Genomic DNA, 23684 nt, shown 5'->3' with positions numbered 1-23684 from the left:
GGATACCTTCTCGGGATGGGGAAAACCGTTTTCGCGGCTATTCCTTCATTCCCCATTTCTGGATGGTGTGGCGCTCGATCGTCTGGAAGACCAGGTTTTCGACGATCAGGCCGATGATGATCACGGTCAAGAGGCCGGCGAAGACCGCCGGAATATCAAGCAGGTTGCGGTTCTCGAAGATGAACCAGCCAAGGCCACCCTGGCCGGAGGAGACGCCGAAGACGAGCTCGGCGGCTATCAGCGTGCGCCATGCGAAGGCCCAGCCGATCTTCAGGCCGGTGAGAATCGAAGGGAAGGCGGCTGGGACGAGGATCCGCAGCACATAGGAAATGCCCGTCAGACCGTAGTTCGCGCCGACCATGCGCAAGGTGCGCGAGACGCCGAGGAAACCGGAATGGGTGTTCAGCGCCACCGCCCACAGAACCGAATGCACGAGCACGAAGACGAGGCTGGAGGCACCGAGGCCGAACCAGATCAGCGCCAGCGGCAGAAGCGATATGGCCGGCAGCGGATTGAACATCGCCGTCATCGTTTCGAGAAAATCCGTGCCGATGCGGGTGTTGATGGCAAGCACGGTCAGGAGTGCGGCGAGCACCGTGCCGAGCGCGTATCCCATGAATAGGATCTGCAGCGTCGTCCAGATGCGGGCCGGCAGCGTGCCGTCGGCGAAACGGTCGATCAGCGTGATGATCGTGTCGCTGAGCGTCGGGAACAGAAGGGGATTGTCGAGATAGGAGGCGTAGGCCTGCCAGACGATCGCCAGCGTGACGATCAGCAATGTCTTGCGCAGGGCGCCGATGCCCCAGAGCGTTTCGAATGCACTCAGCCTCTGTTCGACCGGTTTGACGTTGTCGTAGGGCTTGGCGGCCTCGACATCGGTCGCAAGAATGATGTTTGCGGACAACATGGCTTTATTCCTTGTGGCCGGGTTCCGAGGAGAACAGCAGGTTATGGATGTCACGCTCAAGCGCTGCGGCGCTGCCGTCTTCGTGGCTGACCTTGTCGACATCCACCACCTCCGCCTTGACCCTGCCCGGGTGCGGCGACAGGAGCAGGATCCGGTTCGAGATCTTGATCGCTTCGGCAATCGAATGGGTGACGAAGATGACGGTGAATTTGGTGTCTTCCCACAGCTGGAGCAGCTCGTCCTGCATCTGCCGGCGGGTAAGGGCATCGAGCGCTGCGAAGGGCTCGTCCATCAGGAGGATATCCGGCTGCATCGCCATGCCGCGGGCGATCGCGACGCGCTGCTTCATGCCGCCGGACAGCGTGTGGGGATAGCTGTCGACGGCGCGGGTGAGCTTCACCTTGTCGATATATTCGCGCGCCAATGCTTCCGCTTGACCCTTCGGCAGCTTGCGGGCGACCAGCAGCGGGAACATGACGTTCTCAAGCACCGTTTTCCAGGGCATCAGCTGGTCGAACTCCTGGAAAACCATCATGCGGTCGGGCCCCGGACACTTCACCTGGCGCCCGTTGATATGGATCGAGCCTGCCGACGGCGTCATGTAGCCGCCCACGGCTTTCAGAAGCGTTGACTTGCCGCAGCCGGAGGGACCGAGCAGCACGAACCTGTCGGATTGGCGGACGGAGAAACTGACGCCCTCGGTCGCGGTGACCAAGAGGTTCGGGGTCTTGTAGCGCAGCGTCACATTGTCGACCTTGAGGAGGGGCTCTCTCTCGGCCGCCGGTGCGGTCTCGTTGCCTGTTCGGGCAATGGCCTGAAGCATTGGAATTACTCCTTGAAGAGGGGGAGCGGCGGCTTTGAAGCGCCGCTGCCCGGATGCCGTCAGTTGCCGTTGAGATAGGCTGAGTCGGCCAGGTAATAGTCAGTCCAGGCCTTCGGCATGGTCTTGAGCGTACCGATCTTGTGCAGGTGCTCGGCGAATTTCATCGTACCCTGTGGGTCGGTGCGCCATTCGTCCATGCCCGGCTCCTTCAACATGGCGAGCAGATCATCGAGGCTGGTCTTGTCGCCCGACACCGTCTTGTAGGCTTCAAGGGCTGACTTGGGGTCTTTCTTGATGAAGGCGACCGCTTCTTCCGTCGCTTCGCGCAGTGCCTTGACGATCTTCGGGTTGGCATCGGCGAATGCCGTGGTGGTGAAGAAGGTCGCCTGCGTTAGCGCACCCCCGAGGATCTCCTTGGAATCGGTCACCCTGTGCACGCCCTGCTGCTTCAGCTCGATATATTGGAAAGGCGGCGCCGAGAAATGGTTTTTCACCTCGTGGTTCGGGTTGGCGATTGCAGCAACCGCGTCCGGATGTCCGAGTTGAACGGTGTTTGCATCGAATGTCTTGACCTTGTCCTCACCGAACATCTTCGCCGCCGCCATCTGCAACAGGATGGCCTGGGTAGACACTCCGACCGTCGGCACAGCGATCTTGTCGGATGGGGTAATGTCCTTCAGCGACTTGATGCGCGGATCATTGCTGACCATGATCACCGGCTGCGCGGAGCTGGTGATGATCCCCTTTACCTTTCCCCTGGTGCGGTCCCAGAGCAGAAGCAGATTGCCGGTGCCGGTATTGACGACGTCGACGTTGCCGGCAAGCAAGGCATCCGTCTGAGCGCCGCCGCCGCTGAAGGTTCGCCACTCGACGGTCACATCAGCCACACCCTCGGCAGCCGCATGCTTTTCGATCAGCTTCTGCGTCTCCATGACATGGCTGGCGAGATAGAGAATGCCCGGCTGGCGGGTAATCGAAATAGCGGTCTTCTCCTGCGCCTGGCTGGCCGAGGCAAGGCCAAGCGTCACGGCCGCAGCCACAAGACAATGTTTTAGAATTTGCATCTGGTCCTCCCAAAGGATGCGGGCATCAGCCCTCTGCCGCCTTTCCCGAGGCGGAATTTCGTCATTGAAGCACTAATGCATCAGTGCATCAACCCTGAAAATGTGGTTTAGTCGATTTGCACGACGCGAGAACAGGGCAGGGACATGAGCGGAATGGTTCGGGAAAGCCAGTTGGATCGGTCACGACAGGTGGCGCTGCAGATCCACGAGATATTGCGGGCAAGGATATTAACGGTGGAACTTGCGCCGGGGACGGTCTTGTCGCGCGCCTCGCTGCAGCTGGAATTCGGGGTGAGTCAGACGCCTGTGCGCGATGCCTTGATGCGGCTTCAGGAGGAAGGACTTGTCGAAGTCTATCCGCAATATGCGACGGTTGTCGCCAAGATCGACACCGACCATGCGCGGCAGGCGCAGTTTCTGCGACTATCGATCGAGCTTGAGGCGGTGCGGCGGCTGACCGAGGAGTCGCCGGGCGAGACGGCGGCGGAGCTGCGCGAGATTCTGGCGCGGCAGAAGGCGGTTGGATCTCCGGAAACCTATGACACCTTCGACGAGATTGACCGCGATTTTCACCGGAAACTCTACGAGAGGGCGGGCATATTGCAGCTCTGGGCCAATGTGAGGCGCCAGAGCGTGCATCTCGATCGGTTACGACGACTGAACCTCCCCATGCCGGGCAAGATGCAGACTGTCCTCGCCGACCATGAAGCAATCGTTGACGCCATCGCCTCGGGTGATCCTCATGCGGCGACGGCAGCGCTCAGAAAACATCTGTCAGGCACGCTGTCGATCGTTGATGTGATCAGAGCCCAATATCCGAACTATATTCGCGGCTGACGCACCAGTGGCGTCAGCCCGAATCTCGTAAGCGTCAAACACGCGTCCGGAGCAATCTACCGGCGTCATCTCTTAACGAGAGCCGGTCTAAGCTACGCCGCGTTATGGTTCAGCTTGGTGGTATATTGTCCCGGCTTTGGTTTCCGCAACGCCTCAACTTCCTCGGAAAGGCGATCTTTGATCTCGTCGTGAGCTTCGGAAGCAACCGGATGCGTCTGGTATCGTACCGCCACCAATGACATTGTTCGCGCGATCGTCCCTAAGATCGAGAAAGATGGAGAACGCCAGCATGTCCGATGAATTGCGCAAAAGAAGCTCGACTACCGCTTCGCAAAGAATTGATGTTCTTGAACGCACCAATCTAGCCGCCCGGGAAGTGCTCGCCGAGGAGCGACGCCGCCGGGAAGCCAAGACTGTGCGGCTGCAAGCAGAATAGCAGGACCGACAGATTTGACTTCATCCAGTCTTTGCGCGCGGCTGTCGAAGTTCCATAATGCGTCTTACGCCACATTTTACAATCTTAGATTGTACAGTTAGTTATCGGTACATTCTGTCCTGGCATTCAGAATGGTCGAGGCAATATCGGCAAAACCAAGCCCTGCAGGCTGGGAGGAAATCCACCTCGGCACATGCTGCAAATGCGGAAGAACAGGAAGGATATTTCCGACGCCGAAAGAATTTCGGATGAAACCGAACATTGGCGCATCGTTTCGAGAATCGCCGACGAACGCCGTGACGGAGGGCAATTCAGCGGGGTCGACCTCGAACATGCCGGTCAGGAGGCGTTCGCTCATGGCGCGTTTGTCATAAACGCCTATCCAAGTGTTGATGTGGATGGAGCTGATGGCGACGGTGCCGCCCATTGCCCTGATATCGGATGCCAGACCTTCGACGTCCCGGGTATTATGACCCTGAATGTCGATTGCCACGTCAGCCAGGCGGAACACCTGGTCGTGAGCAATCTTGAAGGTGCCGCCTTTTGCCGAGATCAGCTTTTCGATGGCACCAAGATGCTGGCGTTGACGCTCGCCCTGCAGTGCGCCGTTCTCCCAGTATTCGAAAACAACCTCACCGTTGCGGCGCATAACGGCATAAGCGCCGCTTTCGCCGATGACCGCGGCAACCGGCCAGGCACGGACGATGTGTTCGCACCAGCCGGCAGAACCACCCGTGACCGGCACGACGGCGATGCCGGCCCGGCTGAGCTCCCAAAGGGCCTCATAGGTAGACGGCAGAAGCTTGCCTTCCGTCGTCAGCGTATCGTCGATATCGGTGAAGAGATAACGCACGTGCCGCAGTTCCTGCGCAGAGGGTGCCAGATCTACGAACGTCATGTCATGTCCTCGCAGGTGACCACCTCCATGCTGCTCTCGGCCAGCACAGCAGCGACCGACGGATCAGGCGGCAGCCGGTCCGTGTAAAAGCGGGTGATTTTATTGAAAGGCGCTACGCGTACCGCCGCGTGGCGGGTCCATTTGCTGACGTCTGCGGCCAAGAGACGTGTTTGCGAATTCTCCAGAAGCGCATTGGTGATCTGCGCCTCGCTATAGCTGAAGTCCATCAGGCCGTTCACCGGGCTCAGGGCACCGGCACCGACGACTGCATAGGTCGCATAGAATTTTTCCACGAACTTGATCACATCGCTACCCACCACGTCCCGGTCGTCATGGCGCAGCAGACCGCCAGTGAGATGGACCTCGACACTCGGCGATTCGCAAAGAGTGAGAGCGACATGGATATTATTGGTGATAACGGTCAGCCCCTGGTGATCGCGCAACGCCTCTGCCACGAATTGAACCGTACTGCCGATCCCCAGGAATACCGTCGCATCCGGGCCTATGTCGGCGGCGACCCGCTTTGCGATCAGCCGCTTGGCCCGACGGTTCAGTTGGGCGCGGGCGTTCAGCGAAATATTGCTGCCTTCGACCGGCACATCGACACCGCCGTGAAAGCGGCGGGCGTGCCCGAGATCACACAGGGCATTGATATCACGGCGGATCGTCTGGGTCGTCAGATCGTACCGGCGCGCCAGATCATCGATATACTGGACGCCCTCGGTTTCGATCAGCGCAAGTATTTCGCGTTGTCGGCTCGATATGACCCGCTGTCCCATCGCTATTTCCTATGAGAGATAGACACTTGGGTCGTCTGTTATCACACCGGTCAAGCCGACAGGCCAAAAAGATGCGAGCAGCGTCGGGTCGTTGCAGGTCCATGCCCGCACCTTGATCCCCTGGTGCGCCGCCTCCTCAAGGAAACCGATGCTGAGAGACTTGTAACCAAGATGGACCGTTCCCGCGGGAATTGATTTAAGAACATCGCTCCAGTCATCCGGCAGTTGACTCCACAACATGGCAAGCTCGTAATCCGGATTGATTTCGTGCATGCGCCTGAGCGCCGCCGCGTCGAAGCTCGATATCATGATCTTGGTCTGCGGCGCGCGCGCCCTCAGATGTTCGTCAACGGTCTTCACCAACTGGTCGAGAGATTTGTGATGCGGATGCTGCTTGATCTCGACATTGGCGTTCAATCCCAGCTCACCCAATGCGGACAGGACCTCGGCAAGGGTTGGCAAGGGTTCCCCCTTGAAGCGGGGATCGAACCACGCGCCGGCGTCGATCTTCTGCAGGTCGGTTACGGTGAGATCGCTGAGCCTGCCGGTCGACGAGGAGCAACGGTCGACGGATACGTCGTGGATGACGACTGCGGTCCCATCGCCAAGGAGCGCGACGTCCAGTTCGACCCATTGGGCGCCCTGGTCGGCAGCCGCCCGAAACGCGGCGATCGTGTTTTCGGGCGCGACAGCGGATGCGCCTCGATGTGCTTGAACCTCACTGCGGCCGGGTCCGGATCGCGGCTCTGACTGTGGCATGTCTTTCTCTTTCCTCACTTTTCGACGCTGCAGATGTCGGACAGCTCTATCCGGCCGTTTCAGTCCGTGCGTCGTCCAGTCTTGCTGTTGAAGGGATGCATCTGATCAATCCGCGCGAAGATCTCGATCCTGGCAGTCTCGGCGAAGTCCGGCCGGCCCTGAACCGTCAGGACGACCGTCTGCTGGCCCTCCCCCAGTCTGACATGCAAGTGGCTTTCGCCGCCGATCGGCTCGAGCAATTCGACGATAGCGTTCAGATGAACGGAAGGCTCGGCGGGCTTTGTTATGAGAAGAGCATCCGGCCTGAGACCGACAATGTCCGTCCCGTCAGGCAAGGCAAGGACGTTCCTGGCATCGGCAGCAGCCAGCACCTCGATCGGCACGAGGTTCATCGGCGGAGAGCCGATGAAGCCGGCAACGAACAAACTTGCCGGGCGGTCGTAGACTTCGACCGGCGTTCCCACTTGTTCGACCAGTCCGCCATTCATGACGACGAGCCTGTCGGCAAGCGTCATCGCTTCGAGTTGGTCATGGGTGACGTAGATGCTGGTGGTCTTCAGCCGGCGTTGCAGCCGGCGTATTTCCACCCGCATCTGCACGCGCAGCTTGGCATCGAGATTGGACAGGGGCTCGTCGAAAAGAAACGCCGCCGGTTCGCGCACGATGGCCCGTCCCATCGCGACGCGCTGGCGCTGTCCTCCCGACAATTCACGCGGCTTGCGCGCCAGCATTGGCCCGATTTCGAGGATGTCGGCCGCTTCTTTGACGCGGCGATCGATTTCCGCTCGCGCCGTACCCCGATTCTTCAATCCATATTCAAGGTTTCCGCGCACCGTCATATGCGGATAAAGCGCATAATTCTGGAAGACCATGGCGATATCGCGTTCGGCCGGCTCCGCCTTGTTGACGTTGCGGCCACCAATCTCGACCCGGCCGTCGGTGATCGACTCCAATCCGGCGATCATGCGCAGCAAGGTTGACTTGCCGCAACCGGAAGGGCCGACGAGCACAATGAATTCGCCGTCTTCGACAGCCAGGTTGATGCCTTTGACAGCAGGAACCGAACCATAGTTTTTCTTGACGTCGACAATATTGATCGGGGCCATTTCATTTCTCCGTTTCGACCAGGCCTTTGACGAAAAGGCGTTGCATGGCGACGATGACAAGGACGGGCGGCAAGGCGGCAAGGATGACCGCTGCCATGACGAGATTCCAGCGCGGCTCGGCATCCGCGACCGCGGCCATGCGCTGGATACCCATGACGACAGTGTAGAGGCTCTGGTCGGTTGTGACGATGAGCGGCCACAGGTACTGATTCCAGCCGAGCACGAACAGGATGATGAACAAGGCTGCGATATTGGTCACCGACAACGGCAACAGGATATCGCGGAAGAATTTCATCGGCCCCGCCCCGTCGACGCGCGCAGCCTCCATCAGCTCGTCGGGCACGGTGAGGAAAAACTGTCGAAACAGGAAGGTGGCCGTCGCCGATGCGATCAGCGGAATGATGAGCCCGCCATAATTGTTCAGCATTCCGAGGTCGGCGACCACCTTGTAGGTCGGCACGATGCGCACCTCGACCGGCAGCATCAGGGTGATGAAGATCATCCAGAAGGCGAGCGTGCGAAAGGGAAATCGGAAATAGACGATGGCGAAGGCAGAAAGGATGGAAATGGCAATCTTTCCAACCGCAACACCGACGGCCATGATCAATGAATTGATGAGCATCGGCCCGATCGGCGGCGCGCCGGAACTCGTCATTCCCGATGATAGCATGGTCGAATAATTCTCGAGGATGTGCGGTCCCGGCACCAGCGGCACGACACCGGACAGAAAGTCGTTGGGGCCATGGCTCGAGGCGATGAAGGCGATATAGACCGGGAAGATCACGATCGTGACGCCGAGGATAAGGACGAGGTGAGCCAGGAAATTCAGGAAAGGACGATTTTCAACCACCTTTGACGCTCCTCAATATTGCACGCGGCGTTCGATGAAGCGGAACTGGACCGCGGTAAGAGCAACAACGATGATCATGAGTATGACCGACTGCGCCGCCGAGGAGCCCAGGTTGAGGCCGATGAAACCGTCGAAATAAACCTTGTAGACGAGGATTTCCGTGGCGCGCGCCGGTCCGCCTTGCGTCGTCGCATGAACGATGCCGAAAGTGTCGAACATGGCGTAAACGATGTTGATGACGACCAGATAGAAGGTTGTCGGCGAGATCAACGGGAAGACGATCGTCCAGAAGCGCTTCACCGGCCCGGCGCCATCGATGGCGCCGGCTTCCTGGAGCGAGCGCGGCACGGATTGCAGCGCGGCCAGGAAAAACAGAAAGTTATAGGAAATTTGTTTCCAGGTGGCGGCGATCACGATCAGGACCATCGCATTATCCGGGTTGATCAGATGGTTCCAGCTGATCCCCATGCTGCGAAGCATATAGGCAACGATGCCGATCGAGGGATTGAACATGAACCACCAGAGTATGCCGGCGATCGCAGGCGCGACGGCGTAAGGCCAGATCAGCAAGGTCGAATAGATGCGGGACGTCCGCAGCACACGCATGGCCGCGGCGGCCAGAGTGAGTGCAATCGTCGTTGACAAGATCGTCACCGAGACGGCGAAGACCAGCGTGTGACCAAAGGCGTCCATATAGAGCGGGTCGGCAAACAGCCGGCGATAATTCTGAAACCAGACGAAGTTCGTTTTGAAACCGAACGCATCCTGGCGAAGGAACGATTGCCAGAAGGCGGTTGCGGCCGGCCAAAGAAAGAAGACGACGGTTATCAGAAGCTGGGGAGCAATAAGCAGATACGGCAAAATCCTATTGGGAAAGACGGTTCGTTTCGTTTGCATGGGCCCTCACAGAATGACGGAGAGGCAGGGCCGGCCAGGCGGGCCCTGCCCCGAGCCCTTAGTTGGCGGATTCGAAATCGCGAAGCTGTTCGTTGCCGCGCGCGACAACGGAATCGAGTGCTTCCTTTGCGGTCTTCTTGCCGCCGAGCAATGCCGCGAATTCGTCATCGATGATGCCGCGGACCTGAACGTAATTGCCGAAGCGGATGCCCTTGGAATTTTCGGTCGGCGTCACCCGCGTCAGCTGCTTGATGCCGACATCTGCACCGGGGTTCTTTTCGTAATATCCCTGCTCCTGGCTCAGCTTGTAGGCAGCCTCGGTGATCGGCAGATACCCCGAGAACTGATGCCAGTCGGCCTGAACTTCGGGCTTCTGCAGATAGGTGTAGAATTTTGCCACACCCTTATATTCTTCTTCCGGGCGCCCCTTCAGCGTCCAGAGTGTGGCGCCGCCGATGATCGAGTTGAGCGGCTGCTTGATGACGTCGTCATAATAGGGAAGCGGCGCAAAACCGACCTTGAAGGCTTTGGCATTGTTGATGACACCCGCCCGGCCGGCGGACGAGTTCATGTACATCGCGCATTCCTGCGAATAGAACATCGGAGGCGCGTTATCGCCGCCGACCGGTCCGCCGAATTTGAAGAGCCCTTCGTCCTGCCACTTCTTCAGGTTCCCCCAATGGCGGATGGTCAGATCGTTGTTGAAGGTGAATTCCGCATCCAGGCCGCCGAAACCGTTGGCCTTGGTGGAATAGGGTTTGTCGTGCAGGGCGTTGAGATTTTCCGTCTGAATCCAGGAGATCCAGGCGCTGGTGAAGCCGCATTTGGCGGCGCCGGACTTGATGATCGTGCGCGAGAAGGCCTCCACATCGGCCCATGTCTTCGGCGGCGTCTCAGGATCGAGCCCGGCTTTCTTGAAGACATCCTTATTGTAATACATGATCGGAGTCGACGAATTGAAGGGCAGCGACAACACGTTGCCGCTGGTATCGGAGTAGTAGCCGACCACCGGCGCAATGAACTTGTTCTGGTCCCAGGGCTCGCCTTGGTCCTTCATCAACTGATACACCGGATAGACCGCGCCCTGCGCTGCCATCATTGTGCCGGTGCCGACTTCATAGACCTGCACGATGGCCGGCTGTTGGTTGGCGCGGAACGCAGCGATGGCGCCCGTCAGCGTCTCGTCGTAGGTGCCCTTGTAAACCGGCACGATTTCATAGTCGGACTGAGACGCGTTGAAGCCCTTGGCAATTTGCTCCAGCTTCGCGCCGTTCTCCCCACCCATCGCGTGCCACCACTGGATCTTCGTGGCGGCCATCGCCGGAACTGATAAGGACAGGCTGGTCAATCCTGCGGACAGGAAAAAAGCGATCTTGTTCATAATCTCTCCCACTTCTCTCGGTCCGCAGCCTCCCGCTCCAGACGCGTGGATGGTAGCAGCCGAGTTTCACTTTGCAACAACGGAATGTTCAAATGAACATTTGATACGCTCGCAAACCGAAGGCCGAACGGGCCTCCTGCTTCCAAAACGTGATTGGCTCGCATGGATTTCGCCATCAGCCGCTCGGATGCTCGATACAGTGTTCAAATGAACGTCTTGTGTCAGTTGCTGCAGAAATACCATTTCTTGGCGAGAAAGAAGACTTTGTCGCAGACCATCCATCCTCGGCCTGAAGCTCAGCGAAAGAAGGGCGCACATGGCTAAGCAGGAGCGAAAGCTGGTCGATACCCGCGAGCAGCGATTCATCGACCTGTTTTCGCGCGACGAAATGGAATGCTGATGCTTGTTTCTTCCAAATGAACTAAACTCATGCGCTAGCTTTTTCTAACTGACATTCATCGGATCATCATCATGAATATCAGGCAGATGACCGAGATCGCCGAGCAGTGGCTAACGACATTCATTCTGAACGAATGGACGTTCTTTCAGCTTGCGATCATCGTGGCGGGCTTGGGTTTTGCCTCCTTACTTGCGTCACGCACAGAGCCTGCGATGGAGGCAAAGGCGCGCCTGATCAAGGGTAATCCAGACCTTCTTCGGGTCATCATTGCTCCTATGCGCCGGATGATGTGGCTTTTCCTTGTCGGCTGGTTGTGGCTCGCCAACGTCGTGCTGAGCAAGAGCGCATGGCCTTCACAACGCTGGCTTGTGTCCACGGCTCTGACGCTGGCAGCGGCATGGTTCCTCATCTCCGTCCTGACCAAAATCATCCGCAACCCAACGCTGTCACGCGCCGTTGCGATCGGCAGCTGGAGCTACATCGCTCTTTATGCGGTCGGCCTTGACGGCCCGGTTCTATCTGCTCTTGACGGGCTCGCGATTAATTTAGGTGCGGTGAGACTCTCGCTTCTCCTTGTGCTCAAAGCCTTCGTGCTGGCGATCGCCTTGATCTGGTTGGCCGTCCTCATCGGCAACATGCTTTCCCACTGGGTTCAGCGCTCGGCCGACTTGTCGCCTTCCATCAAGGTGTTGATCAGCAAATGCATCAAGATCAGCCTGATCATAATCGCTGGAGCCATCGCTTTATCGGCGACCGGGGTCGACCTGACGGCGCTGACCATTTTCTCCGGCGCAGTCGGCGTCGGAATAGGCTTTGGCCTTCAAAAAGTGGTATCGAACTTCATATCCGGCATAATCATCTTGATCGACAAGTCGATCAAGCCGGGTGACACGATCACCCTTGGCGACACGTTCGGATCGATCCGTGACCTCCGCTCGCGGTTTGTTTCCGTCATCACTCGCGATGGCAAGGAGTACCTCATTCCAAATGAGGACTTCATATCGCAGCAAGTCGTCAACTGGTCGTTCTCCAGTGATTATGTACGAATCGACGTTGACTTCGGAACGTCCTATAACAGCGATCCGCATCAAGTCGTTAAGATCGCCATTGCGACAGCGTCGACGGTGCCCCGGGTCGCAAACCAATATAAGCCACCCGTCTGCTGGCTGACTGCCTTTGGCGCTTCATCCCTCGACTTTCGGCTTCGCTTCTGGATCTCGGATCCAGCGAACGGGCTGACAAATGTTCGTGGGCAAGTCCTGATGGCGCTGTGGGACGCCTTCAAGAAAGCTGGCGTCTCTATTCCGTTTCCGCATCATGAAATCATCATGAAAAGCCCTATAGAGATCAAACAACCGGAGTGATTTCGGCCGGGATTGACCCTTGCAAGCACTTCAGACGGCTTCGACACGAGCCTTGCGCCACGCTTCAAACCGCTCGAGCGTCTCTTTATTAGGGGGATAGACGCCGAGTGTCGATTTACCGGATTCGATCTCCAGCTTGAGGAACTCTTCCTGCTCCTCCATCGCGACGGCCTCATCGGCGATTTCGCTGACATATTCGCGAGGAATGATGATGACGGCTTCGCTGTCTCCGAACACGATGTCGTCCGGGTAGACCGCAACGCCGCCGCAGGCAATCGGCTGGTTCATATCCGATGCGTGATGGGCAACCAGATTGGCGGGCGCTGCCGGCCCGAGGCAATAGGTGGGAAGCCCGAGCTGGGCGATATCGGCAGTGTCGCGAACGCCTCCATCGAGCACGAGACCGGCGCAGCCGCGATAGATAAGGCGACGAGCCAGTACCGCGCCAATGCCGGCGATCTCGGCCATCGAACGGCAGTCGAACACGAGGACGTGGCCCTCCGGTATCGTGTCGATCGCCTTGCGCTGCTGGTTGGACGGATCGGAACTGTAGGTCGAACCGTCGATATCCTCGCGGGCCGGAATATAACGGACGGTGACGGCCGGACCGATCATCGGTTTTTCGGCCGCCGCGAGCGGCCGCACGCCACGAACAGCGGTGTTCCTAAGCCCCCGCTTCAGCAGCAAACTGCTGAGACTCGCCGAATTCGTCTGCAAAAGTTTGGCATAAACCGATGGGTCCAAAGCGGTCATAAGATCCCTCCCCTTGTCGGCGACAAGATCTACCATATCAAAGTAATTGTTCAATAGTGAATTTAGAGTTTCTTATTTGGACAACGGATGGAGCCCATTGATGGTTTTCGTCAGCGTAGCAGCCGCCTCCAGAACCTCGCGCCGGATCGACCGAGCCCGATCCGGTGTTGCCTCTCCAATGAACGGCACGCTGACGGTGGCGATCAGACGACCTTGATCATCGAATACCGGCGCGGCGAAGGCGCGCAAGCCGAGGTTGGATTCCTGATTGTCTTCAGCGTATCCGTTGCGGCGAATTTCCACCAGCGCCTCTTTCAGCGCCTCCGGATCGGTGATCGTATAGGGCGTCTTGGCCTCCAGCCCGCCGGCGCAGTAGGCTTCGGTTTCACTATAGTCCGAATAGGCCAGAGCAAGCTTGCCTGCGGCTCCGACGTGCTTGCGCGAGCGCGCGCCGACCTTGATAAACAAAGCATAATCGCCGGGACTCGAAGCGGCAAATATCGTCATCATCTCACGTCCCTCGGGCACGGCCAGCTTGAAGGATTCCATTACCCGCTCCGCTGCCGCCGCCAGAATTGGCCTTGCCGCCTCAATCAGCGTCACCCGATCGGCACCGGGCGAGATCCGCCGGGCAAGCTCGACGAATTTCGGCCCGAGCTCGTAGGAGGCTCCGCCATTGACCCGCGCGACCAGACCGTGCGCGGTGAGCGAGTTGAGAATGCGATAGACCGTCGAACGGGGCACGCGCAATTGATCGACCAAAGCGCCAAGCGAGATGCCCGTTTTCGCATCGGCCACCGCCTCAAGAAGATGGGCCGTCTTTTCCACCACCGGAGAACCATGTTTCGGTTCAATCATGAAATTCATATTCCATTAGAGAATTAATCTTCTTGACTTGCCCGGCGTCGACAACCATCTTGTCTACCGCAAGTGTCGTATTTGACACTACGTGCTTGCGGGAGGAAGTAAAGTCGATAGAGCGCCAAATAGCTCCTGCGCAGCCGACGGCTGCCACGAAGCGCATGCCGGCGTGGAACGGGAGGAGGATTTCATGACGACAAGGAATATTCACGCATTACGCATCGGGCTTGCGATCTCCCTGGCGGCGGGTATCGGAATGCCCACCTACGCCGCAGGGGACAAGCTGACGGTTGTGGTGACGGACGAGCCGAAGTCGCTGGATCCCTGCGACACCGATCTTTCGGGAAACTCCCGTATCCTGCACAACAATATCACCGAAGCGCTGGTCAACCTCAGCCCGCAGGACGGCTCGGTCGTTCCAAGCCTGGCCACCAGCTGGCGACAGGTCGATGGCCTGACCTGGGAATTCAAGCTGCGCGAGGGCGTAACGTTCCATGACGGCAAACCGTTCGATGCCAACGCGGTCGTCGCAGCCGTTAAACGGGCGCAAGACCCCGCCCTGGTCTGTGAAGTCGGGCTGGCCACCTTGAAGGGCGTCAAACTCAACGCACAGGCCGCCGATCCGACGACCGTCCTCATCAAAACCGACGTCGTCGAACCGATCCTGCCGAACAAGATGTCTGCCGTCGACATTGGTTCACCGGCGACCCCGGATGACGGCAAGACGCGCAGCCCGGCCGGAACGGGGCCTTACAAGCTGGAAGCATGGACGCCCGGGCAGTCCGTCACGCTGGCGGCCTATGACGGTTATTGGGGCGATAAGCCGGCCGTCAAAAATGCGACGATTATCTGGCGTACCGAATCCGCCGTTCGTGCGGCAATGGTGGAGACCGGCGAAGCGCAGATCGCCTACGAGATCGCGCCGCAGGATGGCACGACCGAACAGGACCAGGCCTTTCCGAACGCTGAAACTTCGCTGTTGCGGATCGATGCCCAAGTCCCGCCGCTCAACGACAAGCGCGTGCGCGAAGCGCTCAATCTCGCCATTGACCGGGACGGCCTTGTCGGAACCATTTTCCATGGGGACGCCCAGAAGGCGATGCAGGTCGTGCCGCCTTCGGTGTTCGGCTTCAATCCCGACATTCCCGTCTGGACCTATGATCCGGAAAAGGCGAAGTCGCTGCTTGCTGCTGCAAAGGCCGATGGCGTGCCAGTCGATAAGGAGATCGTCGTCTATGGCCGCATCGGCATCTATCCCAACTCCTCCGAAAGCCTGGAGGCCATTCAGGCGATGCTGGCGGATGCCGGTTTCAATGCGCGGCTTGAAATGCTCGAGACCAGCCCGTGGCTGAAACGGCTCCTGAAGCCGTGGGACAAGGATCGCCAGCCGTCGATCCTGCAGACGCAGATCGACAATGCCGAGGGAGATGCCGTCTTCACCCTGCCGAACCGCTTCACCACCGACGGCAATCAGGCGACAATCGCAGACCCCAAGCTCGACAAGCTGATCGCCGATGGTTCGAAGGCAACCGGCGACGAGCGCAAGAAGCTGTTCCAGGAAGCATTCCGATACATCGCCGTCGATGCGATCAATATCGCGCCGCTCTTCCATATGGTCTCGATTGCCCGGGTCGCAAAGGACGTGAACTACACCCCCGATGTGCAGGCTGGCAACGAGATCAAGCTGAAGTCGATCAGCTATCGCTGATCGATGAGCCTTAACCATTGTCGCCTGAGGAGAGCGGATGTCCCTCACCTATTTCCTGAGACGCGCCGCCTTCGCAGCGCTCGCGCTTGCGGCGCTGATGACGGCAGCCTTTTTTCTCGTGCGGCTGACGGGTGATCCCGTCAATCTCTATCTGCCTGTGGACGCCTCGGATGCGGCGCGCGAAGCCATGCGCGTCCGCCTTGGGCTCGATCGTTCCCTTCTCGCCCAGTTCTTCGATTGGGCCTGGGATATGCTCAGCCTCGATTTCGGCATGTCTCTCTGGCACCATCGCCCCGCGATGAACGTCGTGCTGGAAGCGCTGCCGAACACCTTGGCGCTCGGCGCCATTGCCTTGGCGCTCGCCTTCGCCGCCGCGATCGTCGTCGGCTCGATTGCGGCGGTCAATGCCGGTGGCTGGGTCGACCGGGGCATCAATCTCCTGTCGCAGGCGGCCGCCAGCGTACCCGATTTCTGGCTCGGCCTGATGGGTGTCCTTCTGTTTGCGGTCACGTTCCGAATTCTGCCGACCTCAGGCTTTGGTGGTCCCGTCTACTGGGTATTGCCGGTCGCCTGCCTGTTTGCCCGACCTTTCGGAACTCTGGTGCAGATCGTCCGTGGCTCGATGATCGAAGCTCTGAACGCGACATTCGTCCGCACGGCCCGCGCCAAGGGTGCCCGCGGCGGACGCGTCACCTTCGTGCATGCGCTCCGCAACGCTCTCCTTCCGGCAGTCACGGTGACGGGCGATCTCGCCGCGCAATTTGCCGGCGGCGGTGGTGTGGTCGAAGTGGTTTTCGGCTTTCCAGGCATCGGCAAACTGCTGATCGACGGCATCCTGAAACGCGACTTCGCGATCGTTCAGGCATCGATCTTTGCCGTCGCCGTCGTCATTTTCTTCATCAATATCCTGGTCGACATGCTCTACGCCTCGATCGATCCGCGCGTGAGGGTCGAATGACCGACACATCCGCTGAGCTCCTCCCCGCCCGCCCGCGCCGCGACCGGCGCATCCTCTGGCTCATGCGAGCGCTTTCGGGTGACCCGATGGCAGTGGCGGCAACGATCTGGCTGATGATTGTCATCCTTGCCATTGCCGCTGACAGCCTTTCGCTCCTCGGCGAGAACCGCATCTCGCTCAAGGCGCGCAACCTGCCGCCGTTCAGCTTCGGGCAGTCCTGGACCTTGTGGCTGGGCGCCGATGCGCTCGGACGCCCTCTCCTCGTCCGTCTTATCGAGGCGGCATCGACGACGATCGGCATCGCTCTCGTCACGGTATTGACGAGCCTGGCCGGCGGGACGCTGCTCGGCGTCGTCGCCGGCTATTTCGGCGGCTTCGTCGGCAGCCTTATCATGCGGATCTGCGACATTATCCTCGGCTTCCCGACGCTGCTGGTGGCCTTGTTCGGCCTCTATCTATTCGGCCCGAGCATCAGCAACCTCGTGATCGTGCTCGCGGTGACCCGCATGCCGGCCTATATCCGCGTTGCAAGAGCCGAAACGCTGGAGGTCCGCGAAAGGCTTTTCGTCGATGCGGCGCGCGTCTTCGGCGGTGGACCAGCCTGGATCCTGCGCACGCACATTCTCCCGAGCGTCGCGCCGACAATGCTGACGCTCGCCTCCGTCAATCTTGCCATGGTCATGCTGTTCGAATCCGGGCTCAGCTATCTCGGACTTGGCATCCAGCCGCCTTCGGTCAGCTGGGGCCTGATGGTCGCACAGGGCCAGGGCTACCTGTCCTCCGCCTGGTGGCTCAGCTTCTTCCCTGGCCTCGCCGTCATGTTCACCACCATGTCCTTCAACCTTCTCGCCAACTGGTTCCGGATCGTCAATGACCCGTCGCAGCACTGGCGGCTTGTAAGCCGGAGGCGCTGATGGCCCTTCTCGACGTCAAGGATCTTCAGGTCAGCTTCGACACGGCTGCCGGCCGCATCCTCGCCCTCAACGGCGTTTCCTTCTCACTCGAGCGCGGCGAGGTCCTGGCGCTTCTGGGAGAAAGCGGCTCTGGAAAGTCGGTGACCGCCTCGGCCATCATGGACCTCGTTCCCGATCCGCCCGGCGCGATCGACCACGGATCGATCCGCTTCGAGGGAACCGAGTTGCTGCAACTTCCGCGCAACGAACGGCGTGATCTCTGCGGCGACCGGATCGCTCTGATCTTCCAGGACGCGCTGGCCTCGCTCAACCCGGTCTATCCCGTCGGCTGGCAGATTGCCGAGATGTTCCGCATCCACCGCCGCAACCCGGAAGGTGGTGTGGAAAATGCGGTAATCGACCTCCTGACGGCAATCGGCATTCCCGACCCTGAACGTCGCGCCCGGCACTATCCGCACGAATTTTCCGGCGGCATGCGCCAGCGCATCATGATCGCGATGGCGGTGGCGCTCGAACCTGATATCATCATCGCCGACGAGCCGACGACGGCGCTCGACGTGACGATCCAGGCACAGGTGGTCGATCTGCTCCGCACCATCCGCGAACGCAGCAATGCCGGCATGATCTTCATCACCCACGATCTTGGCGTGGTGGCCGAGCTCGCAGACCGTGTCGCGGTCATGTATGCCGGCCGCATCGTCGAAACCGCGAGCGTCTTCGAACTCTTCGACGATGCCCGGCATCCTTACAGCGTCGGACTGCTTGCCTCGCAGCCGCGCATCGACACCGACGAGGACGAACTGGTCCCGATCCCCGGCTCTGCCCCCAATCCTGTCGCCCTGCCGTCCGGCTGTGCGTTCCGAACGCGCTGTCCGCGCGCCGCGGCTGTCTGCGCCGAGCTCGCGCCTCACCTTGAAACCGTTGGTCCAGGCCGCCAGGCCGCCTGCCACTTCCCGGTACTGCCAGCATGACCGAACCTCTTCTCAAAGTGCAAAACCTCTCCCGGCACTTCGGCAGTGGCGCAACAGCAGTTCGCGCCGTCGACGACGTCAGCTTCGAGATCGCCAGGGGCGAAACGGTCGGCCTCGTCGGCGAAAGCGGATGCGGCAAGACTTCGCTGGTGCGTACGCTCCTGAAGCTCGGGCCGGCAACGAGCGGAAGCGTCCGGCTCGACGGCGTCGAGATCACTGAGGCAGGCGGCCGCCAATTGCATGATTTGCGCCGAAAGATGCAGGTCGTCTTCCAGGACCCCTACCAGTCGCTCAATCCGCGCCTGCGGGTCGACCGACTGATCGCCGAACCCTGGGCGCTGCATCCCGGTGTGCTGCCGAAGTCCCGGTGGCGGGAGGAGACGATTAGGCTGCTCGAATCCGTCGGATTGCGCGCCGAACATGCGGAACGCTATCCATCGGAATTTTCAGGCGGCCAACGTCAGCGGCTCGGCATTGCGCGCGCTCTGACGCTTGATCCGACACTCCTCGTCTGCGACGAGCCGGTCTCGGCCCTCGATGTGTCGGTCCAGGCGCAGGTCGTCAACCTGCTCGCCAGGCTGGGGCGCGAGCGCAATCTGGCGATGCTCTTCGTCGCCCATGATCTGGCCGTCGTGCGGCATGTCTCGGACCGGGTGATGGTCATGTATCTCGGCAAGATCATTGAAACAGGACCGAAACACTCGATCTTCAGCGCGCCGGCCCATCCCTACACCCAAGCCCTGATGTCGGCCGTGCCGACACCGGATCCGCGGCTTCGCGGACACCGCAGGCGCATCATCCTGAAAGGCGATCTGCCAAGCCCGGTCGATCCGCCGAGCGGATGCCGTTTTCGAACACGCTGCTGGAAGGCGACATCGATCTGCGCCGAACAGGAACCGGCCTTGAAGAACAGGACGGCAGCTGCCGGACTGCTGACCGCCTGCCACCACGCCGATCCGAATCTTTCCACGGCCGCCGCCTGAGCCTTGTCGGAGCGGCGAATACCTCGCCGCTGCTATCCGAGGAGACGCGGTTCCTCCTGCGGTCGGTCGGCCTTCTCCGTAACGCTGGTTTTCCGCGCACACAGGTATTCGCCAACACGTTCGCGGCCCATAGGTTTGGCGAACAAATACCCCTGCAGCGTGTTGCAGCCCATTTCCAGCAAACACATCGCCTGCCGATGGCTCTCTACGCCTTCCGCCGTGACTTTCATATCAAGCTTCCGCGCCAGATTGAGCACTAGTTCAACGATTGCGAGGCTCGATTCATCCACGAGCATCGTGTCGATAAAGCTCTTGTCGATCTTGATGATATCGACCGGCAGACTTCGCAGGTGCGTCAGCGATGCATAGCCTGTCCCGAAGTCATCGAGCGCCACTGTCAGGCCTTTTTTGCGCAAACGTTGCAGGGTTGTCGCAACGGTATCTTCCAGGCCCTGCAGGAACACCGTTTCCGTCACCTCCAGCACAAGCTTGTCCAGCGGAATGCCTCTGGACGCAAAGGCGGCAACGATCCGGGTTTCCAAGTCGCCCCTCATGAAATCGGAGGCGCTTATATTGAGACCGACCCGCCCGAATTCCAGCCCTCGGTCGATCCACCTTCGAATGTCGACCGCGACCTGTTCAAGCATGCGGGTCGTAATGTGGTGGGTAACGCTTGGATCTGTGAACGCCTCGTGAAGTTGCGCCGCCGACACGATTGAACCATCCGGACGCTGCATTCGCACAAGCGCTTCAAACGCCCAGACCTGACCGTCGGCACTACCAACGATCGGCTGATAGTGGGGCACCATCCGATGTTCGGTAAGAGCCGCTTCCACCTCCCGGACGATCTGAATGCGTCGCGCGATCCTCGAACGCAGGCTCGGCTCGTAGTGTACATAGCTGCCGCGCCGCGTTTCTTTGGCATGATAGAGGGCGAAATCCGCGTTTTGGGAAAGCGTTGCGGCATCCATCATGCCCTCCGAAATTGCCCCACCCACAGTTATCGTCGGATTTATCGTCGATCCCGCAACCTGCAGCGGGCGACCGATATATTCGATCAGGTGGCGCGCGAGCGAACCCATGCGGCGTACGCTTGCGGGCGCGTCCAGGACAACGGAGAACTCATCGCCGCCAAGGCGAAAGACCTTTCCTCGCTTTCCCAAACGTTCATCCAGACGTGAGGCCACGCCTTTCAGCAGCAGGTCACCTGTCGCATGGCCAAGGATATCGTTCACTTGCTTCAGGCGGTCGACGTCGATCAGCAGCAAGCCGATGGAAGGAGCGTCGGCCGCTGTGAGCCGCTCCATATGAGCATTGTAGGCTGCCCGGTTGGCAAGTCCGGTCAGAGAATCGACATTAGCCGCCTGGAGCAGACGCTGCTCGTAGCGCACTTTTTCGGAAACATCCTGAACGATGCCGAACAAACGACTGGGCTCGCCGTTCAAGCGTTCGATATCGCTGACCACGCGAATCCAGCGTTCCTCGCCTTCCGGCGTCACGATGCGATATTCCCTGTCGATTCCGGCCCCGGAGCCATTGAGGACATCGCCAATCCTGCGTCTGACGCTTTCACGCTCTTCGGGAGCATAGCAGCCGATCACCTCCTCCGAGGTCATGCGTTTGCCGACCGGCAATCCGACGGTGCGGTAAATCTGGTCCGACCAGATGATCGTGCCGGTGCTGAGATCCATCTCGAAGCCGCCGACCTTGGCAGAGCGTTCAGTCTGCTCGAAGCGAGCCTGCTTCAGTTCCAATTCGCGTTGCTGCTCTCTCAACAGGCTTTGCTGACGATGTTCTCGGATCAGGCCGACGACCACGCGTGCCAAACTGCGAAGTTGTTCGATATCCCGATCGCCGAAGCGGCGGTTCTTCGTGTCGAGGACGCAAAAGCTGCCGTAGCAGGTCTCCCCTTCCGAAAGCGGCACTCCCGCATAGAACCGGACTGAACGCTCTCTAACAAAGGTGTTTCCGGAAAAGCGAGAATCCTTGTCGGCGTTTTCGACAACGAGCGGTGACTTCGTTTGTACGATATGGCTGCAGAAGGAATGCTCGCGAGGCGTCTCTTTCAAAAAGAGACCGTGCTCGGCCTTGAACCACTGCCGATCCCCGTCGACGAACGAAACCAACGCCATCGGCATGTCGAACACACTGCAAGCCAGCCGCACGATAGCATCGAACTCTTCCGTCGGCGGCGTATCGAGAATGCTGGCCTGGTGGAGGAGATTCAATCTCTCATCTTCTGAAAGTGACATGCGACCTTGGGCTCCTCGCAGCGCTTGATGACGCGGAGTGAAACCCTTCATGGGTCGTAGAAGCGGAAGAACTAGCCGCTGACGCTCTATAGAATTGCATAATCTGGTTGCCAAATATTGAAGCTGTTGACATATGGTTTGGTCGTAAGGCGTCCTGCCGAACGAGATATTCTCGTCTGGCGATAAGATCCTGAAGTATCTGATTGGCCGCCAGCGACCTTCAAAAAACATAGGCCACGCGGCTCGCATCCGTGCAATGCGCTTAGCCAACCTCGCCTTACGAGCGCATAAGACGGCTTGAACATGAGCCTTTGATGCCTCCGCCTTTTTCTTTGTAATTTCCGACATACATTAAATACTATGTACGTTCCGCCGATTGGCACGCGGGGATTGAGGTGTTGGCGATGGCAACCGCCAATCTTCACTTTGTTGTTTTTGCTGCTTTCAGCTTGGGGCTTAGGCATACCGTCGGCGTCTGACCGCGCGTCTGTCGTCCTCAAGGTGAATGGCGCCATTGGGCCTGCTATAGCTGACTACGTGGTACGAGGCATTCAGCGTGCTGGCGAACGTGAAGCGGTCTTGATCGTCCTGCAAATGGATACACCAGGCGGTCTTGACACCTCCATGCGGGAAATCATCCGCGCGATCCTTGCCTCGCCGGTGCCTGTCGCGAGTTTCGTCGCGCCAAGCGGGGCACGGGCTGCCAGCGCCGGCACCTATATTCTCTACGCAAGCCACATTGCGGTAATGGCCCCTGGGACCAATTTGGGTGCAGCGACACCAATCGCGCTCAGCGTGAAGCCTTTCGGCGGTGATGAGGAACCCGAAAAGAAGCCGAGCGAACCTAGCGGCAAGCAACCGGAAGCTCCAGGCAATGCCCACGAAGCAAAAGCCGTTAACGACGCAGTCGCTTACATCCGTGGGCTTGCGGAATTGCGCAATCGCAACGCCGACTGGGCAGAGCGTGCTGTCCGCGAAGCTGCTAGCCTTTCATCCACAGCGGCAGTGCGCGAACATGCCATCGATTTCACGGCAGCTGATGTCAACGATCTCCTTGCAAAGGCGCAGGGCCGCATGGTGCGGGTCGGTCAAACGGAGGTCCGGCTCGATACCGCCGGTTTGGCCGTGCAGGAATTCGAGCCGGACTGGCGCACGCGCCTGCTTTCCGTCATTACCGATCCGAACATCGCAATCATCCTGATGATGGTTGGTATCTATGGCCTGATCTTCGAATTTCTCGCACCCGGGACAATGCTTCCTGGCACGATCGGCGGCATCTGCCTCCTCCTCGGTCTCTATGCCCTGGCATTGCTGCCGGTGAGTTTTGCCGGCCTTGGGCTTATTTTGCTCGGCGTAGGATTGACTGTGGCTGAGGCGCATTCGCCAAGTTTCGGCGCATTTGGCATTGGCGGCGGGGTAGCCGTGATCCTGGGAGCAACCATCTTGTTTGATACCGATATACCCGGCTTGGAGGTGTCGCGCCCCCTACTGGGCGCAATTGCAGTTGCGACTCTTGCCTTCAGCCTTGTCGTTGCTCGCCTGGCATTCACCTCGCGCTTTCGCCAAGTTGCCACCGGTGCAGAGGAGATGATTGGCATTTCCGGTAAAGTTGAGAGTTGGACGGGGCTCACGGGGTACGTCATCGCGCATGGCGAACGCTGGAAGGCCGTTTCCGCCGAACCCCTTGTCGCTGGTGACCCTGTCAGGGTAACCGGCCGCAACGGGCTGGCGCTCGAGGTCACCAGCCGTCCTAAGGACACCTAGCGGCACTCAAGAACGCAGG

At 59.4% G+C, this 23684-nt stretch carries 22 protein-coding genes; 9 read left to right on the top strand and 13 right to left on the bottom strand.

Going from position 1 to position 23684, the window contains the following annotated elements; all coding sequences use genetic code 11:
• Positions 1-37: 37 nt before the first annotated feature.
• From Tal182_RS23595 to Tal182_RS23585, 3 genes are read right to left on the bottom strand one after another with little or no spacing between them, the layout of a single operon-like run.
• Positions 38-907, bottom strand: a complete 870-nt coding sequence (locus tag Tal182_RS23595) for an ABC transporter permease (protein ID WP_085861225.1) — start codon at positions 905-907, stop codon at positions 38-40.
• A 4-nt stretch (positions 908-911) separates the two neighbouring features.
• The gene (locus tag Tal182_RS23590; protein ID WP_085861224.1) at positions 912-1730 is read right to left on the bottom strand and encodes an ABC transporter ATP-binding protein; all 819 of its coding nucleotides are present in this window, start codon (positions 1728-1730) and stop codon (positions 912-914) included.
• Positions 1731-1789: 59 nt separating this feature from the next.
• Complete coding sequence (locus Tal182_RS23585; protein WP_085861223.1) at positions 1790-2794, bottom strand: ABC transporter substrate-binding protein; 1005 nt, start codon at positions 2792-2794, stop codon at positions 1790-1792.
• A gap of 144 nt (positions 2795-2938) precedes the next feature.
• Here Tal182_RS23585 and Tal182_RS23580 point away from each other — a divergent pair, with 144 nt between their 5' ends.
• The gene (locus Tal182_RS23580; protein ID WP_085861222.1) at positions 2939-3631 is read left to right on the top strand and encodes a GntR family transcriptional regulator; all 693 of its coding nucleotides are present in this window, start codon (positions 2939-2941) and stop codon (positions 3629-3631) included.
• A gap of 289 nt (positions 3632-3920) precedes the next feature.
• Positions 3921-4067, top strand: a complete 147-nt coding sequence (locus Tal182_RS32395; RefSeq protein WP_164517819.1) for a hypothetical protein — start codon at positions 3921-3923, stop codon at positions 4065-4067.
• Between the two features lie 97 nt (positions 4068-4164).
• Here the strand turns inward: Tal182_RS32395 and Tal182_RS23575 are convergent, their stop codons facing one another.
• The 7 genes from Tal182_RS23575 to ugpB are packed head-to-tail and all read right to left on the bottom strand — an operon-like array spanning position 4165 to position 10737.
• Complete coding sequence (locus Tal182_RS23575; protein WP_085861221.1) at positions 4165-4965, bottom strand: HAD-IIB family hydrolase; 801 nt, start codon at positions 4963-4965, stop codon at positions 4165-4167.
• Positions 4962-5744 carry a DeoR/GlpR family DNA-binding transcription regulator gene (locus Tal182_RS23570; RefSeq protein WP_085861220.1) on the bottom strand — a complete coding sequence of 261 codons (783 nt, stop codon included), beginning with the start codon at positions 5742-5744 and terminating at the stop codon, positions 4962-4964. Before Tal182_RS23570 ends, Tal182_RS23575 begins: the two co-directional genes overlap by 4 nt.
• Positions 5745-5753: 9 nt before the next feature.
• Positions 5754-6503, bottom strand: a complete 750-nt coding sequence (locus tag Tal182_RS23565) for a glycerophosphoryl diester phosphodiesterase (RefSeq protein WP_085861219.1) — start codon at positions 6501-6503, stop codon at positions 5754-5756.
• 59 nt (positions 6504-6562) lie between these two features.
• Positions 6563-7609 (bottom strand): sn-glycerol-3-phosphate import ATP-binding protein UgpC, encoded by a 1047-nt coding sequence (locus tag Tal182_RS23560; protein ID WP_085861218.1) that lies wholly within the window; start codon positions 7607-7609, stop codon positions 6563-6565.
• A 1-nt stretch (position 7610) separates the two neighbouring features.
• Positions 7611-8459 (bottom strand): sn-glycerol-3-phosphate ABC transporter permease UgpE, encoded by an 849-nt coding sequence (gene ugpE / locus Tal182_RS23555; RefSeq protein ID WP_085861217.1) that lies wholly within the window; start codon positions 8457-8459, stop codon positions 7611-7613.
• 12 nt (positions 8460-8471) lie between these two features.
• Complete coding sequence (ugpA, locus tag Tal182_RS23550; protein WP_085861216.1) at positions 8472-9356, bottom strand: sn-glycerol-3-phosphate ABC transporter permease UgpA; 885 nt, start codon at positions 9354-9356, stop codon at positions 8472-8474.
• Positions 9357-9414: 58 nt separating this feature from the next.
• Complete coding sequence (gene ugpB, locus Tal182_RS23545; RefSeq protein ID WP_064806851.1) at positions 9415-10737, bottom strand: sn-glycerol-3-phosphate ABC transporter substrate-binding protein UgpB; 1323 nt, start codon at positions 10735-10737, stop codon at positions 9415-9417.
• Between the two features lie 471 nt (positions 10738-11208).
• On the opposite strand from ugpB, the gene Tal182_RS23540 reads away from it, so the two are divergent.
• Entirely contained in the window at positions 11209-12501 is a 1293-nt protein-coding gene (locus tag Tal182_RS23540) for a mechanosensitive ion channel domain-containing protein (protein WP_064806848.1), read from the top strand.
• 30 nt (positions 12502-12531) lie between these two features.
• Here the strand turns inward: Tal182_RS23540 and Tal182_RS23535 are convergent, their stop codons facing one another.
• Both Tal182_RS23535 and Tal182_RS23530 read right to left on the bottom strand, forming a co-directional pair.
• The gene (locus Tal182_RS23535; protein ID WP_064807177.1) at positions 12532-13254 is read right to left on the bottom strand and encodes a hypothetical protein; all 723 of its coding nucleotides are present in this window, start codon (positions 13252-13254) and stop codon (positions 12532-12534) included.
• A gap of 72 nt (positions 13255-13326) precedes the next feature.
• Positions 13327-14112, bottom strand: coding sequence for an IclR family transcriptional regulator (locus tag Tal182_RS23530; protein WP_085861337.1), 786 nt, complete (start codon positions 14110-14112; stop codon positions 13327-13329).
• Between the two features lie 193 nt (positions 14113-14305).
• Between Tal182_RS23530 and Tal182_RS23525 the strand changes: the two genes are divergently transcribed.
• Genes Tal182_RS23525 through Tal182_RS23505 form a run of 5 tightly spaced genes read left to right on the top strand, consistent with a single transcriptional unit; the run spans position 14306 to position 19649 of the window.
• A complete protein-coding gene (locus tag Tal182_RS23525) occupies positions 14306-15823 on the top strand; it encodes an ABC transporter substrate-binding protein (protein WP_085861215.1) in 1518 nt (505 codons plus the stop codon).
• 37 nt (positions 15824-15860) lie between these two features.
• Complete coding sequence (locus Tal182_RS23520; protein WP_085861214.1) at positions 15861-16781, top strand: ABC transporter permease; 921 nt, start codon at positions 15861-15863, stop codon at positions 16779-16781.
• Positions 16778-17695, top strand: coding sequence for an ABC transporter permease (locus Tal182_RS23515; RefSeq protein ID WP_085861213.1), 918 nt, complete (start codon positions 16778-16780; stop codon positions 17693-17695). The genes Tal182_RS23520 and Tal182_RS23515 overlap by 4 nt, the downstream gene beginning before the upstream one ends.
• Positions 17695-18666, top strand: a complete 972-nt coding sequence (locus Tal182_RS23510) for an ABC transporter ATP-binding protein (protein ID WP_085861212.1) — start codon at positions 17695-17697, stop codon at positions 18664-18666. The genes Tal182_RS23515 and Tal182_RS23510 overlap by 1 nt, the downstream gene beginning before the upstream one ends.
• Positions 18663-19649, top strand: coding sequence for an oligopeptide/dipeptide ABC transporter ATP-binding protein (locus Tal182_RS23505; protein ID WP_085861211.1), 987 nt, complete (start codon positions 18663-18665; stop codon positions 19647-19649). Before Tal182_RS23510 ends, Tal182_RS23505 begins: the two co-directional genes overlap by 4 nt.
• A gap of 32 nt (positions 19650-19681) precedes the next feature.
• Here Tal182_RS23505 and Tal182_RS23500 read toward each other — a convergent pair whose 3' ends face one another.
• On the bottom strand, positions 19682-21901 hold the full coding sequence (locus Tal182_RS23500; protein ID WP_085861210.1) for an EAL domain-containing protein: 2220 nt from the start codon (positions 21899-21901) through the stop codon (positions 19682-19684).
• Between the two features lie 360 nt (positions 21902-22261).
• Here Tal182_RS23500 and Tal182_RS23495 point away from each other — a divergent pair, with 360 nt between their 5' ends.
• Positions 22262-23665 (top strand): nodulation protein NfeD, encoded by a 1404-nt coding sequence (locus Tal182_RS23495; protein ID WP_085861209.1) that lies wholly within the window; start codon positions 22262-22264, stop codon positions 23663-23665.
• Positions 23666-23684 lie beyond the last annotated feature (19 nt).

It is taken from the genome of Rhizobium sp. TAL182 (assembly GCF_002117725.1).
Taxonomy (GTDB): domain Bacteria; phylum Pseudomonadota; class Alphaproteobacteria; order Rhizobiales; family Rhizobiaceae; genus Rhizobium; species Rhizobium esperanzae.
The sequence above is the reverse complement of the archived record's forward strand: the minus strand, read 5'-3'. Positions and strand labels throughout refer to the sequence as shown.

Excerpts from the sequence above, each read along its gene's own strand:
- Tal182_RS23595 (WP_085861225.1), bottom strand. The coding sequence starts at position 907 with ATGTTGTCCGCAAACATCATTCTTGCGACCGATGTCGAGGCCGCCAAG.
- Tal182_RS23590 (WP_085861224.1), bottom strand. The coding sequence starts at position 1,730 with ATGCTTCAGGCCATTGCCCGAACAGGCAACGAGACCGCACCGGCGGCC.
- Tal182_RS23585 (WP_085861223.1), bottom strand. The coding sequence starts at position 2,794 with ATGCAAATTCTAAAACATTGTCTTGTGGCTGCGGCCGTGACGCTTGGC.
- Tal182_RS23580 (WP_085861222.1), top strand. The coding sequence starts at position 2,939 with ATGAGCGGAATGGTTCGGGAAAGCCAGTTGGATCGGTCACGACAGGTG.
- Tal182_RS32395 (WP_164517819.1), top strand. The coding sequence starts at position 3,921 with ATGTCCGATGAATTGCGCAAAAGAAGCTCGACTACCGCTTCGCAAAGA.
- Tal182_RS23575 (WP_085861221.1), bottom strand. The coding sequence starts at position 4,965 with ATGACGTTCGTAGATCTGGCACCCTCTGCGCAGGAACTGCGGCACGTG.
- Tal182_RS23570 (WP_085861220.1), bottom strand. The coding sequence starts at position 5,744 with ATGGGACAGCGGGTCATATCGAGCCGACAACGCGAAATACTTGCGCTG.
- Tal182_RS23565 (WP_085861219.1), bottom strand. The coding sequence starts at position 6,503 with ATGCCACAGTCAGAGCCGCGATCCGGACCCGGCCGCAGTGAGGTTCAA.
- Tal182_RS23560 (WP_085861218.1), bottom strand. The coding sequence starts at position 7,609 with ATGGCCCCGATCAATATTGTCGACGTCAAGAAAAACTATGGTTCGGTT.
- ugpA (WP_085861216.1), bottom strand. The coding sequence starts at position 9,356 with ATGCAAACGAAACGAACCGTCTTTCCCAATAGGATTTTGCCGTATCTG.
- ugpB (WP_064806851.1), bottom strand. The coding sequence starts at position 10,737 with ATGAACAAGATCGCTTTTTTCCTGTCCGCAGGATTGACCAGCCTGTCC.
- Tal182_RS23540 (WP_064806848.1), top strand. The coding sequence starts at position 11,209 with ATGAATATCAGGCAGATGACCGAGATCGCCGAGCAGTGGCTAACGACA.
- Tal182_RS23535 (WP_064807177.1), bottom strand. The coding sequence starts at position 13,254 with ATGACCGCTTTGGACCCATCGGTTTATGCCAAACTTTTGCAGACGAAT.
- Tal182_RS23530 (WP_085861337.1), bottom strand. The coding sequence starts at position 14,112 with ATGATTGAACCGAAACATGGTTCTCCGGTGGTGGAAAAGACGGCCCAT.
- Tal182_RS23525 (WP_085861215.1), top strand. The coding sequence starts at position 14,306 with ATGACGACAAGGAATATTCACGCATTACGCATCGGGCTTGCGATCTCC.
- Tal182_RS23520 (WP_085861214.1), top strand. The coding sequence starts at position 15,861 with ATGTCCCTCACCTATTTCCTGAGACGCGCCGCCTTCGCAGCGCTCGCG.
- Tal182_RS23515 (WP_085861213.1), top strand. The coding sequence starts at position 16,778 with ATGACCGACACATCCGCTGAGCTCCTCCCCGCCCGCCCGCGCCGCGAC.
- Tal182_RS23510 (WP_085861212.1), top strand. The coding sequence starts at position 17,695 with ATGGCCCTTCTCGACGTCAAGGATCTTCAGGTCAGCTTCGACACGGCT.
- Tal182_RS23505 (WP_085861211.1), top strand. The coding sequence starts at position 18,663 with ATGACCGAACCTCTTCTCAAAGTGCAAAACCTCTCCCGGCACTTCGGC.
- Tal182_RS23500 (WP_085861210.1), bottom strand. The coding sequence starts at position 21,901 with ATGTCACTTTCAGAAGATGAGAGATTGAATCTCCTCCACCAGGCCAGC.
- Tal182_RS23495 (WP_085861209.1), top strand. The coding sequence starts at position 22,262 with ATGTACGTTCCGCCGATTGGCACGCGGGGATTGAGGTGTTGGCGATGG.